This is a genomic window from Stenotrophomonas sp. Bg11-02, assembly GCF_002836635.1.
Taxonomy (GTDB): domain Bacteria; phylum Pseudomonadota; class Gammaproteobacteria; order Xanthomonadales; family Xanthomonadaceae; genus Stenotrophomonas; species Stenotrophomonas lacuserhaii.
Genome location: NZ_PJAY01000070.1, coordinates 199,838 through 215,347 on the forward strand (window position 1 = coordinate 199,838; position 15,510 = coordinate 215,347).

A 15,510-nucleotide genomic window follows, 5' to 3' on the forward strand; every position below is an offset into this window, starting at 1 on the left:
GCGTAGGCGATCAGCAAGTCGGCTCGGTTGGCTCCGGCCAGGCATGGGGATATGGAAACACCGCCTACGGTTTTGGCGTCCAAAGCGGTGTATTCCAGAAGAAGGGGCAAGGCCTCGCCATCTTTGTAGAGGAGGGTGCTGAGCGGAACGCTGTGCCTACGAACCTCACCTCGCCAAGCACCCATCCGCCTGCTGCAGCGAAGACTTCGGACGGCTCAGGCGCGTCAGCGCCAGAACCTGCTTCGAACTCCAATGCCCCGGCCGCAGAGGGATGGCGGAAGTGGTCCCGCGATTAAGTCACTGAAGCTTTTCGCTGGCGGCGAGAAGTATCAAGCCATCAAACCTGAGCAGACCGAGCCCTATTCGGCGAGCTCCCGCGTTTGCCGCCGGAAAAGACGCCGAGCATGGCTTGGCGATACCAGTGCCCTAAAACAGAAACGCCGGGCAGTGCCCGGCGTTTTCGTGTGCGGTATCTGTTTCCGCTTACGCGGTGAACAGCGCCTTCATCTTCTTCAGTGCGTTCGCTTCGACCTGGCGGATGCGCTCGGCGGATACGCCATACTCATCGGCCAGCTCCTGCAGCGTGACCTTGCTGTCGGCATCCAGCCAGCGGCGGGCGATGATGTCGCGCGAACGCGCATCCAGTTCGGCCATGCCTTCGCGCAGCAGCTGCAGCTGGTTGTCTTCGCTGTCGGCGCGCTCGTAGGCCATCGAAGGATCTTCTTCATTGGCCATCAGGTAGGCAGCCGGCGACGGCGGCGCATGGTCGTCGTCTTCGTCGCTGGGGGCGTCGAAACCAATATCACGGCCGGACAGGCGCGACTCCATCTCCATTACTTCGCGTTCGGAGACGTTGAGGTCCTTCGCCACTGCGGTCACTTCGGCCGCGTTCATCCAGCCCAGGCGCTTCTTGGAACGGCGCAGGTTGAAGAACAGCTTGCGCTGCGCCTTGGTCGTGGCGACCTTCACGATGCGCCAGTTCTTCAGGATGAACTCGTGCATTTCGGCACGGATCCAATGCACCGCGAAGGACACCAGGCGCACGCCCATGTCCGGGTCGAAGCGCTTGACCGCCTTCATCAGGCCGATGTTGCCTTCCTGGATGAGGTCGCCCAGGGCGAGGCCGTAACCGTTGTAGCCGCGGGCCACGTGCACCACGAAACGCAGGTGCGAATGCACCAGTTCGCGGGCCGCATCCAGATCGGTCTGATCACGGAAACGACGCGCCAGGTCCTGCTCATCATCGACCGAAAGCACCGGGATCTGGTGCACGGCACCGATGTAGGCGTCCAGCGAACCGAGCGCACTGGGAATCGGGAGATTGTTTGCCACAAGGGCAGTAGAGGTGTTCTGGCTCATGGGTCTCATCTTAGCAGTCCGATACTTCGACTGCTAAAGGTCAAAAAAGTTCCAGTGTTCCGGTGGCAGAACAATGGCGTTGACTACCCATCTACCCTACCGCGATTTGGTGACAGTGGCGATAGTCGATCTGGTCAGCATAAAACCCTTCGAGATCAATGTATTGCGGGATAAATCAGCGGAAAAAATCGTGCAGATTGGCTGAACGGACGGCGCCATCCGCGCATTCAGTCGGGAGAAGTTGTCAGTCGTTCAGCGCTTGGAGTCCGGTAGCGCCGAGCCGTGCCCGGCGCAGCGGCAAAAAAAGCAAAGGCGTGACGACCAACGGTCGTCACCCACCTTCCCACGCCGTCACCTGCCCTCCCATGCCGGCACCCGCCCTCTCGTGCCGTCAGGCACCGTTACCCTGCCGGTGGCAGCGACCAGTCGATCGGTGTCTGTCCGCGGCGCTGCAGGTACTCATTGGTGGCCGAGAAATGGCCACAGCCGAGGAACCCGCGGTGGGCGGACAGCGGCGAGGGATGCGGTGCCTTCAATACCCGATGACGCGCGGTGTCGATGACTTTGCCCTTCTGCTGCGCGTAGCTGCCCCACAGCAGGAACACCAGCCCTTCGCGTTCGCGGTTGAGCGCTTCCACCACGTGGTCGGTGAAGCCTTCCCAGCCGCGCTTCTGGTGCGCCCCGGCGCTGCCCTCTTCCACCGTCAGCACCGCGTTCAGCAGCAGCACGCCCTGCCGCGCCCAGGGCAGCAGGCAGCCATGGTCCGGCCGCGGGATACCGAGGTCGCGTTCGATTTCCTTGTAGATGTTCAACAGCGACGGCGGCACCGGCACGCCGGGCTGCACCGAGAAACTCAGCCCATGCGCCTGGCCACGACCGTGATACGGATCCTGGCCCAGGATCACCACCTTGGTGGCATCGAACGGGGTGGCATCGAAGGCGGCAAAGATCTGCGGGCCGGGCGGGAACACGTTCGCGCCCCCCGCCTTGCGCTCGCGAAGGAAGCGGGACAGCTCGCGCATCTGCGGCTGCAGCAGCCAGTCGCCGACGTGTGCTTTCCAGCTCGGCTCGAGCTGGATGGAAGGAGGTACTGCTTCGTTCATCACACCACGGATCTTGGATTCAGTCGGGACAGGCGCAGCTGGAACAACACCTTGGTGACCAGCAGCCGCTCTTCGATCGGCTTGAGCACCAGGTCGTTGGCACCGGCCTGCAGCAGCGCGGTCTGGTTGAGCGGATTGCCGTCACCGGTCATCACCAGCACCGGCAGGCGGCGTTTGCCGTAGCCGAAGTCCACCCGCACCCGTTCCACCAGATCACGTCCGCTGAGCTCACCTTTGAGCGTCACGTCGGTGAGCACCAGGTCGATCCGGTGCTGGTTGCGGCCCAGCGACTCGGCGGTCAGCAGGGTCACGGCCTCTTCGGCGGTCATCACGTGCAGCACGTTGAGCTGCTGGCGCTCGAGCATCCGCTTGGTGGCTTCGGCCACTACCCGGCTGTCTTCCACGTACAGCAGCGTGGCACCGGGAATGATCGCCGGCTGCACGTAGCCGCGGATGAAAGCGGCCAGCGCTTCATGGCCCAGCGATTTGTCGAAGTAATCGGTGACGTAGTCGGTGAAGCGGCGCTGTTCCAGGTGCGACTGGGCATCGCCTGAGACCACGATCACCGGCACGTACGCCTGCCCCGCCGATTCGCGCACGGTCCTGGCCAGCGCCAGGCCGTCGCCGTCGGGCAGCGACAGCGAGGTGGTCACCAGGTTGACCGGCCCGTCGGCCAAGGCCTGGCGTGCCTCTGCGATGCTGGCGCAGCCGACCACCTGCACGCCGGGGAGGTCGCGCTGCAGCACATCGGCGATCAGCTTGCGGACCAGCCGCGAGCCATCGACCACCATGACCCGGGTGGCATCATCGTGCAGATGCTTGAGTGCTTGCGGCTGCATGCGGAAGGGCTCAGGTCTCGGTGGGGCGCGTCTGGCGCAGGAAATGTCCGGTGACCAGCCATGCACCCAGCCAGCCCACCAGCACGATGGCCAGCAGCACGACAGAGGAATGCAGCAGGTCCAGCCCCTTCAGCGCGAAGGGACTGGCGTAGCTTTGCGACAACTGGGCAAGCGGTCCGGCCAGTGCGGCACCGGCGGCGGCGATCAGCCCCAGCGCCACCAGGCCCGCGCCGAGGCCGTACCACGCGCCAAGGTACAGGAACGGGCGCCGGATGAAGCCATCGCTGGCGCCCAGCAGTTGCAGCACGCCGATCTCTTCGCGGCGCGCCTGGATGTCCAGCCGCACGGTATTGCCGACCACCAGCACCGCACCCAGCCCCAGCAGCAGCGACAGCACCTGAACCAGGCGCGCGCCGAAGGCCAGCCAGCCGTCCAGCCGGGTCCGCCACAGCGCATCGTGCTGCACCAGGTCGGCCTGCGGCAGGGTGCCCAGCGCACGCGCCAAGCGCGCGTCGTCGGCCTTCTCCGCCGGCGTCACCACCAGCAGGCTGGGCAGTGGATTGGACTGCAGGGCATCGATCGCCTCGCCGAGGCCGGCATTCTCGCGGAGTTCTTCCAGGCCCTGTTCGGGGGTGCGCAGGGTCACTGCGGCCACGTCGTCACGCGCCCTCAGCTCGGCGGCCAGGGCCTCCGCGCTGGCGGCATCCAGCTCGGCCTTCAGGAACAGGTTGATGTCACGGGACTGCTGCACGCTGCCGGTGAAGTGCTTGAGGTTGTCCAAGGCGATCGACAAGCCCAGTGGCAGTGCCAGCGCCAGGGCCATGACCATCACCGTCAACAGCGTGGCCCATGGTTTGCGGAAAGCGCGGCCCAGGCTGAACACCACGCTGTGCAGGTGGTGTTGCCACCAGATGCCCAGCTTCGAAGGGGCCGCCGCCGGGGCGTTGGCATGACGCTCGGGCGCGGGAGTGGATTCGGTGCTCATTCGGCCAGGTCCTGCGGCGAAATATCGTCCACCAGGCGGCCGTGGTCGAGGATCAGCACGCGCTTGCGCATGCGCCGCAGCAGGGCGAGGTCATGGCTGACCACCAGCACGCTGGTCCCACGCGCCGGCAGCTCGGCGAACAGCGCCATGATTTCCGCGGCCAGGGTCGGGTCGAGGTTGCCGGTCGGTTCGTCGGCCACCAGCAGGCGCGGTTCACCGACGATCGCGCGGGCGATGCCAACGCGCTGCTGCTCACCGGCGGACAACTGCGAAGGCAGGGCCTTCTCGCGATGCCCCAGGCCCATGCGCTCCAGCACCGAACGCACGCGCTTGCCGATGTCGGCACGGCGGGTGCCGCGCAGGATCAGCGGCAGCGCCACGTTTTCGGAAATGCTGCGATCCATCAGCAGGCGGTGGTCCTGGTAGACCGCGCCCACCTCGCGCCGATGCCGTGGCACGTCGCCGCCGCGCACCTTCAACAGGTTGCGCTCGTTGAACACCACCGCGCCGCGGCTGGGCCGCTCGTCAAGGTGGATCAGTTTCAAGAGGGTGCTCTTGCCCGCGCCGGAATGGCCGGTGACGAACACCATTTCGCCCGGTGCCACGTCGAAGCTGACATCAGTCAGCGCCTCGTGACCACCGGCGTACTGTTTGCTTACGTTGTCGAACCGCAGGACGCTCATCCCCTGATTATGCAGGACAGGCGCCACGGCGTGGAGACATCGCGCCAGGGCCTGGCCCTGCGTCGGCCGGGGCCGGGGAGACCACTGCCCCCGGAGCCGGGGGCAGTGCAATCAATACCGCTTACCCGCCGGCCAGCATCCGGCGGATCTTGCGGCCGATGCGGGTCAGGAAGGAGTCGCCCGGGTCCGCACTGCGGACCGGCTTGGCCACCACCTGCACCGGTGCACCCTGCGCGGTGGACGCGCCGTGGGTTGCACCTTCGGCACCTTCCAGCGGACGGCCGTTGCGACGGCGACGGCGCTTGCGCGGCTTGCGCTCGCCGTCCTGCAATGCGGGATCCTGCGCGGCGCCAACCTCGGCACGCGGCGGACGCGGCGCCTGCACGGCATCGGCGGTGGCGGTAGCAGCGGCCTCGCCATTGCCGGCGACAACGGCGGCTTCCGCTGCGGCGACCCCTTCGCCTTCCACGCGCGGCTTGCGCGGCGGACGCGGGCGGCGTTCGCCGCTGCGCTCGCCACTGCGTTCGCCGCGGCCAGCGGAGGGCTTGCCACCACGGCCGCCACCACGACGCTCTTCTTCGGCGGCACGCGCTTCACGCGCTTCGCGGAAGATCTGGCTGACGCTTTCGTTCTCGTCGCCTTCCTCGCCCGGCGCAGGCGGCGCACGTTCCGGGCGCGGCAGCGAGGTCAGCAGTTCGGCGGTCACCGCTTCGACCGGGATCTTCTGGTCGATATAGGCCTCGATGTCCGGCAGGCCCATCGCATAGCGTTCGCAGGCGAAGCTGATCGCATCGCCTTCCTCGCCCAGGCGCGCGGTGCGGCCGATGCGGTGCACGTAGTCTTCGGCGTCGAACGGCAGGTCGTAGTTGTAGACGTACTTGATGCCGTCGATGTGCAGGCCGCGGGCGGCCACGTCGGTGACCACCAGGATTTCCAGCTGACCCTTCTGGAAGCGGTTCAGCAGGCTTTCGCGCTTCTTCTGCGGAACGTCACCGGACAGCACGCCGACGCGGTAGCCGGAACGTTCCAGCGCGCGCGCGACGCGCTCGACGAACACCTTGGTGTTGACGAACACCATCGTACGCGCGCCTTCGCTGCGCGACAGCAGGCCCAGCAGCAGCGGGATCTTCTCTTCGTCGGCCGGGAAGTACATGCGCTGGCGCACGCGGGCGGCGGTGATGGATTCGCTCTCCACCACCATCTTCTGCGGCTCGTTCATGTGGTCATACGCCAGTTCCAGCACGCGGTGGCTGAGCGTGGCGCTGAACAGCAGGGTCTGCCGGGTGGTGCGCTCGGGCATGCGGCGCAGCAGGAAGCGGATGTCCTTGATGAAGCCCAGGTCGAACATGCGGTCGGCTTCGTCCAGCACGCAGATTTCGCAGGCGTGCAGCGAAACCACCTTGTGCTGCTTGACGTAGTCGATCAGGCGGCCGGGGGTGGCGATGATCACGTCCACGCCCTGCTGCAGCAGTTCGCGCTGCTTGTCGTAGTCCACGCCGCCGTACACCAGCGCGAAGCGCAGCCCCAGGTCCGAACCCAGCTTCACCGCATCCTTGTGGATCTGGATGGCCAGTTCGCGGGTGGGGGCCAGGATCAGCGCGCGCGGGTCTTCCGGCTTGCGGTCGGCCAGTGCCGGGCGGGTCAGCAGGCGGTTCACCACCGCGACCAGGAAGGCCAGCGTCTTGCCGGTACCAGTCTGTGCCTGGCCTGCGACGTCGCCACCGGCGAGTGCGACCGGCAGCGTCAACGCCTGGATCGGGGTGCAGCGGGTGAATCCGGCTCCTTCAAGACCGGCGTGCAATGCCGGATGCAGATCGAAGGAGGAAAAGGTCAAATCGGTCAGCGGTTTGTCGCTCATGTGTCCGTCTTGGTCTGGCCGCCACCTGCAATCGGGCGGCTCGGCGTCATCTGGGGGCTCCGTCGCAAACTGCGGCCCCTGCGGCGGGTCGGCGGGCCTTGGAACCCTCGGGTCCCTTGCCGCTCAATGAAGCAGTTTAGCGTAATCGGGCGGGCAACCGGGCCAAAGCGTCTCACCACACCCGGAGACCGCCCGCCCATTTCCCATTCATCCATGCCACCGCCCGCTGAATCGTTCCCGGTGCTTCCCTTGTGCACCAGGGACGGGCCCCTATCCCATAGGTGTGGACAGTGAAATCCGACACATTCCGTCGGTCATATTGATCGCGATACGCTGGGTTCCAGCCGCCCCCTGTCTCCCTGTGCCGATAGGGGTAAACTGCCGTCCGTGAGCATCCAGGCATCCTGCCCAGCGCACCGTGGAGCCTGCTCCACCAGGCAACGGCGAGGGTTGCGCCACTCTGGTCCAGCCCAGTTCACCCACCTCCGGCCCCGGCCGGGTGCCCCACAAGACGAGAAACCAAGATGAGCGACAACGTTGTACATGTCAGCACCGCTGATTTCGAAAGCACCGTACTGAACTCCAAAGAGCCGGTCCTGGTTGATTTCTGGGCCGAATGGTGTGGGCCGTGCAAGATGATCGCACCGGCGCTGGACGAACTGGCCGTGGCCTACGGTGGCCGCGCGAAGATCGTCAAGGTCAACGTCGACCACGAGCGCGACCTGGCGGTGAAGTATCACGTCCGTTCCATTCCCTACCTGGTCGTCTTCAAGGACGGCGAGAAGGTCGGTGAGCAGGTGGGTGCGGTGGGCAAGGCCCAGCTGGCCGGCCTGCTCGACAAGGCGCTGGCCTGAGGCCTGTGTTTCCCGGCAGCCGGTGACGCCGGCTGCCTGCAGCCCCTGCGCTGCCTGAATGTCGCGGCATCGCGGTGCTTGCAAGGCGCCGCGCGCCGGTGATAGTGTCGGCACATCCGGTCCGCGTTCGCGTGCCGCACCCGCTGGATGCAGTTCACTCCAGACCCCATCCCTTCGTTCGCCGCCCCAGCCGGGCGCTCGCACCTTCAAGCGAGGAATAACGCTCTTGTCCGATACCACTTCTGAAACCGGCAGCGCTGATGCGCCCGCCGAAAAGCGTGTGCGCAAGCCGCGCGTGACCAAGGCCGCCGCACCCGCGTCCGCCGAAACCAGTGCCCCGGCACAGGCCGGCCTGCCGCTGGCCAATGCGCCCGAAGCACCCCGTCCCACTCCGCCCCCCGCGCCCGCTGCGGCGGCGCCGAGCGCGCCCGCTGCCGATGCTCCCGCCACCAACGGCGGTGACGGCAACGAAGGCCGCGAATCCGGCCAGGGTCGCCCGCAGCAGAACAACAACACCTCCGGCGGCGGCCAGCAGAACACCGCAGGCGGCCAGAACCAGGGCCCCTACCAGGGCAACCAGCAGAACAACGCGCAGGGCCAGGGCAACCGCCGTGACCGCTTCCGCAACCGACGCGACCGTGACCGCCCGGCACGTGGTGGTGGACGCGACGATGGCATGCCGCAGGACAACAACGAACAGCAGCCGTTCGTGCGTACCACCCAGCCGAACGTGCCGGAAGGCTTCCCGGTGTATTCGCTGAGCGACCTCAAGCGCATGCCGGCGCAGAAGCTGCTGGAAATCGCCGAGCAGCTGCAGATCTCCGAAGGTGTCGCCCGTGCCCGCAAGCAGGACGTGATCTTCGCGCTGCTGAAGGTGCTGACCCGCCACGGTGATGGCGTCGCTGCCGACGGCGTGCTGGAAATCCTGCCGGACGGCTTCGGCTTCCTGCGCGCAGCCGAAGCCAGCTACCTGGCCGGCCCGGACGACACCTACATCTCGCCCAGCCAGATCCGCCGCTTCAACCTTCGCACCGGCGACCACCTGTCCGGCCGCATCCGCTTCCCCAAGGATGGCGAGCGCTACTTCGCGCTGTCCATCGTGGACACCATCAACGGTGAGCCGCTGGAAGCGTCCAAGAACAAGGTGCTGTTCGAGAACCTGACCGCCCTGTTCCCGCGCAAGCGCTTCACCCTGGAACGCGGCAACGGCTCGTCCGAAGACATCACCGGCCGCATCCTCGATCTGATGGCACCGCAGGGCAAGGGCCAGCGTTCGCTGATCGTTTCCCAGCCGAAGGCCGGCAAGACGATGATGATGCAGCAGGTGGCCACGGCCATCACCACCAACCATCCGGACGTGCACCTGATCGTGCTGCTGATCGATGAGCGCCCGGAAGAAGTGACCGAAATGCAGCGCACCGTGCGCGGCGAGGTCATCAGCTCGACGTTCGACGAGCCGGCCGCGCGCCACGTGCAGGTTGCCGAAATGGTGATCGAGCGGGCCAAGCGCCTGGTCGAGCACAAGAAGGACGTGGTGATCCTGCTGGACTCGATCACCCGCCTGGCACGTGCCTACAACAACGTGGTGCCGAGCTCGGGCAAGGTACTGACCGGTGGCGTGGATGCCAATGCCCTGCACCGTCCGAAGCGCTTCTTCGGTGCCGCGCGCAACGTGGAGGAAGGCGGCAGCCTGACCATCATCGCCACGGCGCTGGTGGACACCGGCAGCAAGATGGACGAGGTGATCTACGAAGAGTTCAAGGGCACCGGCAACAGCGAAGTGCACCTGAGCCGTCGCATCTCTGAAAAGCGCGTGTTCCCGGCGATCGACATCAACCGTTCGGGTACCCGCCGCGAAGACCTGCTGATCGAGCCGGAGCTGCTGCAGAAGATCTGGATCCTGCGCAAGCTGCTGCATCCGATGGATGAAATGGCCGCGATGGAGTTCCTGCTGGACAAGATGAAGAACACCAAGTCCAACGACGAGTTCTTCGGTTCGATGAAGCGCTGAGTTCCTGGCGCCGGACGATCCACGACGAGGCCCCGCATTGCGGGGCTTTGTTGTTTGCGGGGGCGGGCCGGGCAAGAGCAGGCTGCGTGCCTGCGGCGGCCCGCAGGGTGCCGGTCAGGACGACCGGCATGCCCCTGGTCCCCCTGGTCGGCGAGCACAGCGGGCGTGGCGTGGCGCTGCGCCGTGCTGCGCTGCGCCGTGGCAATATCGGCCCGACGCTGCACCATCGCTCGGCGCGCACTGGCCGCCGCTGGCACATCGAGGACCACCTGCATCATGCGTAGTCGAATCGAAGACGTCGCTGCGGCGGCGGGAGTCTCCATCAAGACCGTGTCGCGGGTGCTCAACAACGAGCCCAACGTGCGTGAGCAGACCCAGTCGCGGGTGCGCGAGGTGGTCGCGCGGCTCGGCTACAAGCCCAATCCTTCCGCGCGCAGCCTGGCCGGCCAGCGCTCCTATTCGCTGGCGCTGGCCTACAACAATCCTTCGCGCAACTACCTGATGGAAATCCAGAGCGGCATGCTCGATGCCTGCCGCGGCAACCACTACAACCTGCTGCTGGGCCCGGTGGGGATCGGCCGCCATGCCCTGCCCGACCTCAGCGCGCTGTTCGACAACTCACGGCCCGACGGCGTCGTGCTGATCCCGCCGCTCAGCGATGATCCGGTGGTGCTGTCCTATCTGCAGGAACATGACATTCCCTTTGCCAGCATCGCCCCGCGTGACCCCACCGGCGCCATCGGGGTGCGCATGGACGAGACCACGGCCGTGGTGGAGTTGATGCGCCACCTGATCGCGCTGGGCCATCGGCGCATCGGCCACATCAAGGGACCACGGGCGCACGGCGCCTGCCAGTGGCGCCACGCCGGGTATCGCGCAGCGCTGCGCGAAGCCGGCATCGCCTACGACGCCGCGCTGGTGGTCGGCGGCCAGTTCTCTTTCGAATCCGGCATCCCGGCGGCACACCGCCTGCTGGACCTGGCCGGTCCGCCCACGGCGATCTTCGCGGCCAACGATGACATGGCGGCGGCCGTGTACCGTGTCGCCGGTGGCCGCGGCCTGCAGGTGCCCCGCGATCTGTCCGTATGCGGTTTCGATGACACCCCGATCGCCAGCCATATCTTCCCCGCGCTGACCACGGTGCGGCAGCCCACTGCGGAAATGGGCCGGCTGGCGACGCTGCAGCTGCTGGAGCGCATCCGTTCGCCGGGCGCCGGCAGGATGATCACCCTCGACCATGCTGTGCTGGTCCGCGAATCCACCGCCGCACCTGGAAGACGCAGGCGCTGAGCGCCCGGTGATGCCGCGCTTTTGTCGAGCGCTGTCAGTGTTAGCGCTACCTGCCCTGCGCAGAACCGTTCCGCATCGCAACACGATCATTCGCGTAGCACCGCGCACGCGCGGCGGCTGCATGCGGGCCGATGACACTGCAATGACAAGGCTTGCGGGACCTGCAGCACGGTCTCCCCGGGATCCGCCCGGCCACCGTCGGGGGCGCTTTGTTGACAACGCTGTCAACGCATCCCCAAATCGCTCCCGTCACGTAGTTGCCGCGTTCCAGCCGAAGTCAAACCCGCTGTTTCCGCACTCCCTGGGGAGGGATCCGCAATGAGGATGTACAAGGCCGTACCCCGCAAGACACTGCTCACTTCCGCGCTGCTGGCGGCCATCGCCGGCCCCGCGTGGGCGCAGGATGCTTCCACCACCGCACCGGCCGACCCGGCCACCCTGGACACCGTGCAGGTGACCGGCATCCGCGGCAGCCTCACCTCGTCGATGAACCTCAAGCGCGACAGCCAGGGCGTGGTGGACGGCATCGTGGCCGAGGATATCGGCAAGTTCCCCGATACCAACCTGGCCGAATCGCTGCAGCGCATCAGCGGTGTGTCCATCGACCGTACCTCCAGCGGCGAAGGTTCCAAGGTCACCGTGCGCGGCATCGGCCCGGACTACAACCTGGTGCTGCTCAACGGCCGCCAGATGCCAGCCTCCAACCTGGGCAACGGCGGCGGTGGACTGTCCGGCTCGCGCTCGTTCGATTTCGCCAACATCGCCTCCGAATCGATCTCCGCAGTGGAGGTCTACAAGACCACCCGCGCCGACAACCCGACCGGTGGCATCGGTGCGACGATCAACATCAAGACCCTGCGGCCCCTGGAAGCGGCACCGGTGGTCAGCCTTGGCATGAAGGCGGTGCACGATACCTCCAACGACAACGTGCCGCGCACGCTGCAGGGATCCAATGTCACCGGCGAACTGTCCGGTGTGTTCAGCCAGACCTACGCTGACGGACGCTTCGGCGTGGCGCTCAGCGCCAGCCACCAGGAACGCGATTCCGGCTTCAACCAGGCCACCGTGGCCGAAGGCTGGGCGACGCTGCGCGGTGACGACACCAGCGACTGGCGCGCACTGCCGCAGCCAGGCACGGGCTATTCGGACCGCATCACCAACCGGCCGGGTGCCGATGATATCTACGGCCGTCCGCAGAACACCGCGTACAACGTCAACGCCGTGCAGCGCCAGCGCACCAACGGCCAGGCCACGCTGCAGTGGAAGCCGCTGGACAACGTCACCACCACGCTGGATTACACCTATGTCGAAAACAAGGTGCAGCAGCAGCGCAGCGAACTGTCGGTGTGGTTCAACTACGGCCCCGGTGACAGTACCTGGACCGATGGTCCGGTTGCCGCCCCCATCGTGTACAGCGAGGACGTGGTGAACGGCGACGTGGCGATGGGCGGCATGAAGCTGGCCACCCGGAACAGCATGGATTCGCTCGGCTTCAATGTTGACTGGGAAGTCAACGATGCGCTGGACATGTCCTTCGACTACCACCGCGCCAGTGCCGAATCGCAGCCCGATGGACCCTATGGCTCGGCTGGCGTGCTCGGCGTGGCGGCTTACGTGCGCGGCACGACCACGGTGGATTACAGCGGCGACCTGCCGATCATCAACATCGCGTTGCCGCCGGGTGGGGTGCAGGCCGCCGATGCACTGGTCACCGGTTCGGTATTCCAGAACAGCTACAACAAGTCGGAAGTGGAACAGCTGCAGGCCAAGGGCGTGTTCCGCTTCGCCGACTATTCCGCACTCGATTTCGGCGTGGGCCACACCCAGGTGGACAACCGCTCGGCAGCGGCGATCCAGCAACGCGACAGCTGGGGCGGCGTCGGTACGCCGGCGGACTACGACGACAGCATCTGGTACGCCGATGACATGGGCAAATACTTCAAGGCGTTCTCCGGTCACGACGATCCGCGCCTGACCGGCCAGTTCCTGGTGTTCGATTTCGACCGCCTGCGTGACCGTGCGGCGCAGGTACCCAACGGCGCCGAGCCGGCCTGCCCGACGTGCTATCTCGCCCCGACCGAATACTCCGAGGACATCCGTACCACCGAAAAATCCAAGAGCGCCTACCTGCAGTACCGCACCACCTTCGACTGGAACATGCCGCTGCATGTCGCCGCCGGCGTGCGCTATGAGCAGACCGAAGTGGAGTCGTTGGCGCTGGTGCGCGTGCCGACTTCGATCAGCTGGAACTCCCTCAACGAGTTCAACATCACCTACGCCGACGACGGAGCGTTCATCGGCGGCCAGGGCAAGTACGATTACGTGCTGCCCAATGTCGACCTCAAGCTGGACATCAACGAGTCTCTCGCACTGCGCGGCAGCTACAGCCGCAGCCTGGGCCGTCCGGGATGGACGCAGATCGAAAGCGGGCAACGCCTGGACAACATCGTGCGCACCCAGGGCGGCACCGGTTCACGCGGCAACCCGGCGCTGGAGCCGTTGCTGTCGGACAACTTCGACCTGTCCCTGGAGTGGTACTACGGTGAAGCCAGCTATGCCTCGGTCGGCTTCTTCCGCAAGAACATCAAGAACTTCATCAGCAACACCATCGCCCGCGAAGATGCCGGCAGCCTGCACACGCCGGTAGGCGGTGCGTACTGGAACGAAGCGCTGGCGTCGGGCTGCGTCACCACCGACACGGTGTGCATCCGCAATTACATCTTCACCAACCATGCCGGCGACCCGGGCGTGGTTTCCACCGGCGTCAACTCGGCTGGCCAGCAGACCGGCAGCATCGTCGGCCAGCCGGGTGATCCCATCGCCGGGTTCGACATCACCCTGCCGGCCAACCAGCGCTCGGATCATCTGGAAGGCTGGGAGCTGGCGGTACAGCACCTGTTCGGCGAGTCCGGCTTCGGTGTCGCGGCGAACTACACCAAGGTGAAGTCCGGGCTGACCTTCGACAACCTGAGCCTGGGCGACCAGTACCCGATGGTCGGACTGAGCGATTCGGCCAACGCGGTACTGTTCTATGACAAGAACGCATGGCAGGTCCGGGCGGCCTACAACTGGCGCGACAAGTTCCTCAACGGCATCGGTGGCCAGGGGCCGAACCCGAACTACACCGAAGCCTATGGGCAGCTTGATCTGAACATCAGCTACGCGGTGAGCGAGCAGCTGACGCTGAGCGTGGAAGCGATCAACCTGACCGACGAGACGATGCGCACCTATGCACGCCACAGCAACATGCTGCGGTATGCCACCCAGACCGGGCCGCGCTACATGTTCGGTGTGCGCTACAAGTTCTGAGTGGCGATGACCCTGCCCCCGCCCCGCCCCATCGACGAGGTCCAGCTCGCAGATCCTGCGGCACTGCCTGCCGCGCTGCGCAGCTGGACCACGCCGAAGGTGGTGCGGGGGTTGGCCGCCGCCTGGCCGCTGGTACAGGCTGCCCGGCGTGGCGACACCGCCGCGGTGGACTACCTGAAGCGGTTCGACCACGGTGGCATGCCGGTGACCGCCACCACAGCGGCGCCCGGCACGCAGGGCCGGGTCTTCTACAACGACGACCTCACCGGCTTCAATTTCCGTCGCGAACAGGTACCGCTGCGCGTGGTGCTGGACACCCTGCTCAAATACCGCAGCGAACCGGACGCACCGACCATCTACGTGGCATCCACCACGCTGGATACCTACCTGCCCGGGCTGCGGGAGGAGAATCCGCTGGTGCTGGGACAGGCCGATCCACTGGCCAGCATCTGGATCGGCAACCGCTCGCGGATCGCCGCGCACTACGATGCGCCGGACAATCTGGCCTGCGTGGCGGCAGGACGGCGACGGGTCATGCTGTTTCCTCCCGGCCAGGTCGGCAACCTGTATGTCGGCCCGCTGGACTTCACCCCCGCCGGACAGGCAATCAGCCTGGTCGACTTCGCCGCACCGGACCTGCAGCGGTTCCCGCGCTTCGCGCTGGCCATGCAGGAGGCACAGAGCGCCGTGCTGGAACCGGGGGACGCGGTATTCATCCCTTCCCTGTGGTGGCACCACATGGAAGGACTCGAGGCGTTCAACATCCTTGTCAATTACTGGTGGCGCCCGGTCGAGGCATGGCGCGATGCGCCGATGAACGCCTTGATGCTGGCCCTGCTGGCGATCCGTGACCTGCCTGTGGAACAACGCGCGGCCTGGCAGGCGATGTTCCAGCATTACGTGTTCGACGCAGACGATCAGGTTGCCGCGCATATGCCGGAGCATGCGCGTGGCGTGCTGGGCGAGCTGGATGAGGCAGCCGCCGCACGGCTGCGCGAGGTGCTGCGCACGCGGTTGCTGCGTGGGTCGAACGGGTGAACCGCCTCGCGGATGGCGGCTTACGAGCTGCAGTTGGGGGCGGGGTGGGCGGTGAGGCTGTGCGGGGCAGCGCAAAACGAGGGCCCCGTTTCACCCCCACCCCCACCCCTGCCCCTTCTACACATCCGCCGCTGCCCACGATCTTCCCCGGTGATCTTCCGCCGTGCTCCCTGTCGTTCCA

General features: G+C 66.2%; 12 protein-coding genes. 6 read left to right on the forward strand and 6 right to left on the reverse strand.

Annotated features, from left to right (window positions below; genetic code table 11):
* Positions 1 to 483: 483 nt before the first annotated feature.
* The 6 genes from rpoH to rhlB form a co-directional block, all read right to left on the reverse strand.
* The gene (gene rpoH / locus CXG43_RS18055) at positions 484 to 1,359 is read right to left on the reverse strand and encodes an RNA polymerase sigma factor RpoH (RefSeq protein WP_042612682.1); all 876 of its coding nucleotides are present in this window, start codon (positions 1,357 to 1,359) and stop codon (positions 484 to 486) included.
* Between the two features lie 401 nt (positions 1,360 to 1,760).
* Positions 1,761 to 2,465: a uracil-DNA glycosylase gene (gene ung / locus CXG43_RS18060; protein ID WP_232767871.1), complete on the reverse strand. Its 705-nt coding sequence runs from the start codon at positions 2,463 to 2,465 to the stop codon at positions 1,761 to 1,763.
* On the reverse strand, positions 2,462 to 3,301 hold the full coding sequence (locus CXG43_RS18065) for a response regulator (RefSeq protein ID WP_042612686.1): 840 nt from the start codon (positions 3,299 to 3,301) through the stop codon (positions 2,462 to 2,464). Before CXG43_RS18065 ends, ung begins: the two co-directional genes overlap by 4 nt.
* Positions 3,302 to 3,311: 10 nt before the next feature.
* A complete protein-coding gene (gene ftsX / locus CXG43_RS18070; RefSeq protein ID WP_101101453.1) occupies positions 3,312 to 4,286 on the reverse strand; it encodes a permease-like cell division protein FtsX in 975 nt (324 codons plus the stop codon).
* Positions 4,283 to 4,969: a cell division ATP-binding protein FtsE gene (gene ftsE, locus CXG43_RS18075; RefSeq protein ID WP_101101455.1), complete on the reverse strand. Its 687-nt coding sequence runs from the start codon at positions 4,967 to 4,969 to the stop codon at positions 4,283 to 4,285. Before ftsE ends, ftsX begins: the two co-directional genes overlap by 4 nt.
* 121 nt (positions 4,970 to 5,090) lie before the next feature.
* Entirely contained in the window at positions 5,091 to 6,827 is a 1,737-nt protein-coding gene (rhlB, locus tag CXG43_RS18080) for an ATP-dependent RNA helicase RhlB (protein WP_101101457.1), read from the reverse strand.
* A 524-nt stretch (positions 6,828 to 7,351) separates the two neighbouring features.
* On the opposite strand from rhlB, the gene trxA reads away from it, so the two are divergent.
* From trxA to CXG43_RS18105, 6 genes are all read left to right on the forward strand, one after another.
* Entirely contained in the window at positions 7,352 to 7,681 is a 330-nt protein-coding gene (trxA, locus tag CXG43_RS18085; protein WP_042612690.1) for a thioredoxin, read from the forward strand.
* Between the two features lie 226 nt (positions 7,682 to 7,907).
* Positions 7,908 to 9,692 carry a transcription termination factor Rho gene (gene rho / locus CXG43_RS18090; RefSeq protein WP_101101459.1) on the forward strand — a complete coding sequence of 595 codons (1,785 nt, stop codon included), beginning with the start codon at positions 7,908 to 7,910 and terminating at the stop codon, positions 9,690 to 9,692.
* A 128-nt stretch (positions 9,693 to 9,820) separates the two neighbouring features.
* Positions 9,821 to 9,976 (forward strand): hypothetical protein, encoded by a 156-nt coding sequence (locus tag CXG43_RS19245; protein WP_157824949.1) that lies wholly within the window; start codon positions 9,821 to 9,823, stop codon positions 9,974 to 9,976.
* Positions 9,969 to 10,982 carry a LacI family DNA-binding transcriptional regulator gene (locus tag CXG43_RS18095; RefSeq protein ID WP_101101461.1) on the forward strand — a complete coding sequence of 338 codons (1,014 nt, stop codon included), beginning with the start codon at positions 9,969 to 9,971 and terminating at the stop codon, positions 10,980 to 10,982. The genes CXG43_RS19245 and CXG43_RS18095 overlap by 8 nt, the downstream gene beginning before the upstream one ends.
* Before the next feature lie 318 nt (positions 10,983 to 11,300).
* Entirely contained in the window at positions 11,301 to 14,291 is a 2,991-nt protein-coding gene (locus CXG43_RS18100; RefSeq protein ID WP_101101463.1) for a TonB-dependent receptor, read from the forward strand.
* A 12-nt stretch (positions 14,292 to 14,303) separates the two neighbouring features.
* Complete coding sequence (locus CXG43_RS18105) at positions 14,304 to 15,329, forward strand: cupin-like domain-containing protein (RefSeq protein ID WP_198552636.1); 1,026 nt, start codon at positions 14,304 to 14,306, stop codon at positions 15,327 to 15,329.
* Positions 15,330 to 15,510: the final 181 nt, after the last annotated feature.

Bases quoted from the DNA above. Each gene is read 5' to 3' on its own strand.
- CXG43_RS19245 (WP_157824949.1), top strand. From the start codon at position 9,821: ATGCCCCTGGTCCCCCTGGTCGGCGAGCACAGCGGGCGTGGCGTGGCG.
- CXG43_RS18065 (WP_042612686.1), bottom strand. From the start codon at position 3,301: ATGCAGCCGCAAGCACTCAAGCATCTGCACGATGATGCCACCCGGGTC.
- rhlB (WP_101101457.1), bottom strand. From the start codon at position 6,827: ATGAGCGACAAACCGCTGACCGATTTGACCTTTTCCTCCTTCGATCTG.
- CXG43_RS18095 (WP_101101461.1), top strand. From the start codon at position 9,969: ATGCGTAGTCGAATCGAAGACGTCGCTGCGGCGGCGGGAGTCTCCATC.
- trxA (WP_042612690.1), top strand. From the start codon at position 7,352: ATGAGCGACAACGTTGTACATGTCAGCACCGCTGATTTCGAAAGCACC.
- ftsX (WP_101101453.1), bottom strand. From the start codon at position 4,286: ATGAGCACCGAATCCACTCCCGCGCCCGAGCGTCATGCCAACGCCCCG.
- rpoH (WP_042612682.1), bottom strand. From the start codon at position 1,359: ATGAGCCAGAACACCTCTACTGCCCTTGTGGCAAACAATCTCCCGATT.
- CXG43_RS18100 (WP_101101463.1), top strand. From the start codon at position 11,301: ATGAGGATGTACAAGGCCGTACCCCGCAAGACACTGCTCACTTCCGCG.
- ftsE (WP_101101455.1), bottom strand. From the start codon at position 4,969: ATGAGCGTCCTGCGGTTCGACAACGTAAGCAAACAGTACGCCGGTGGT.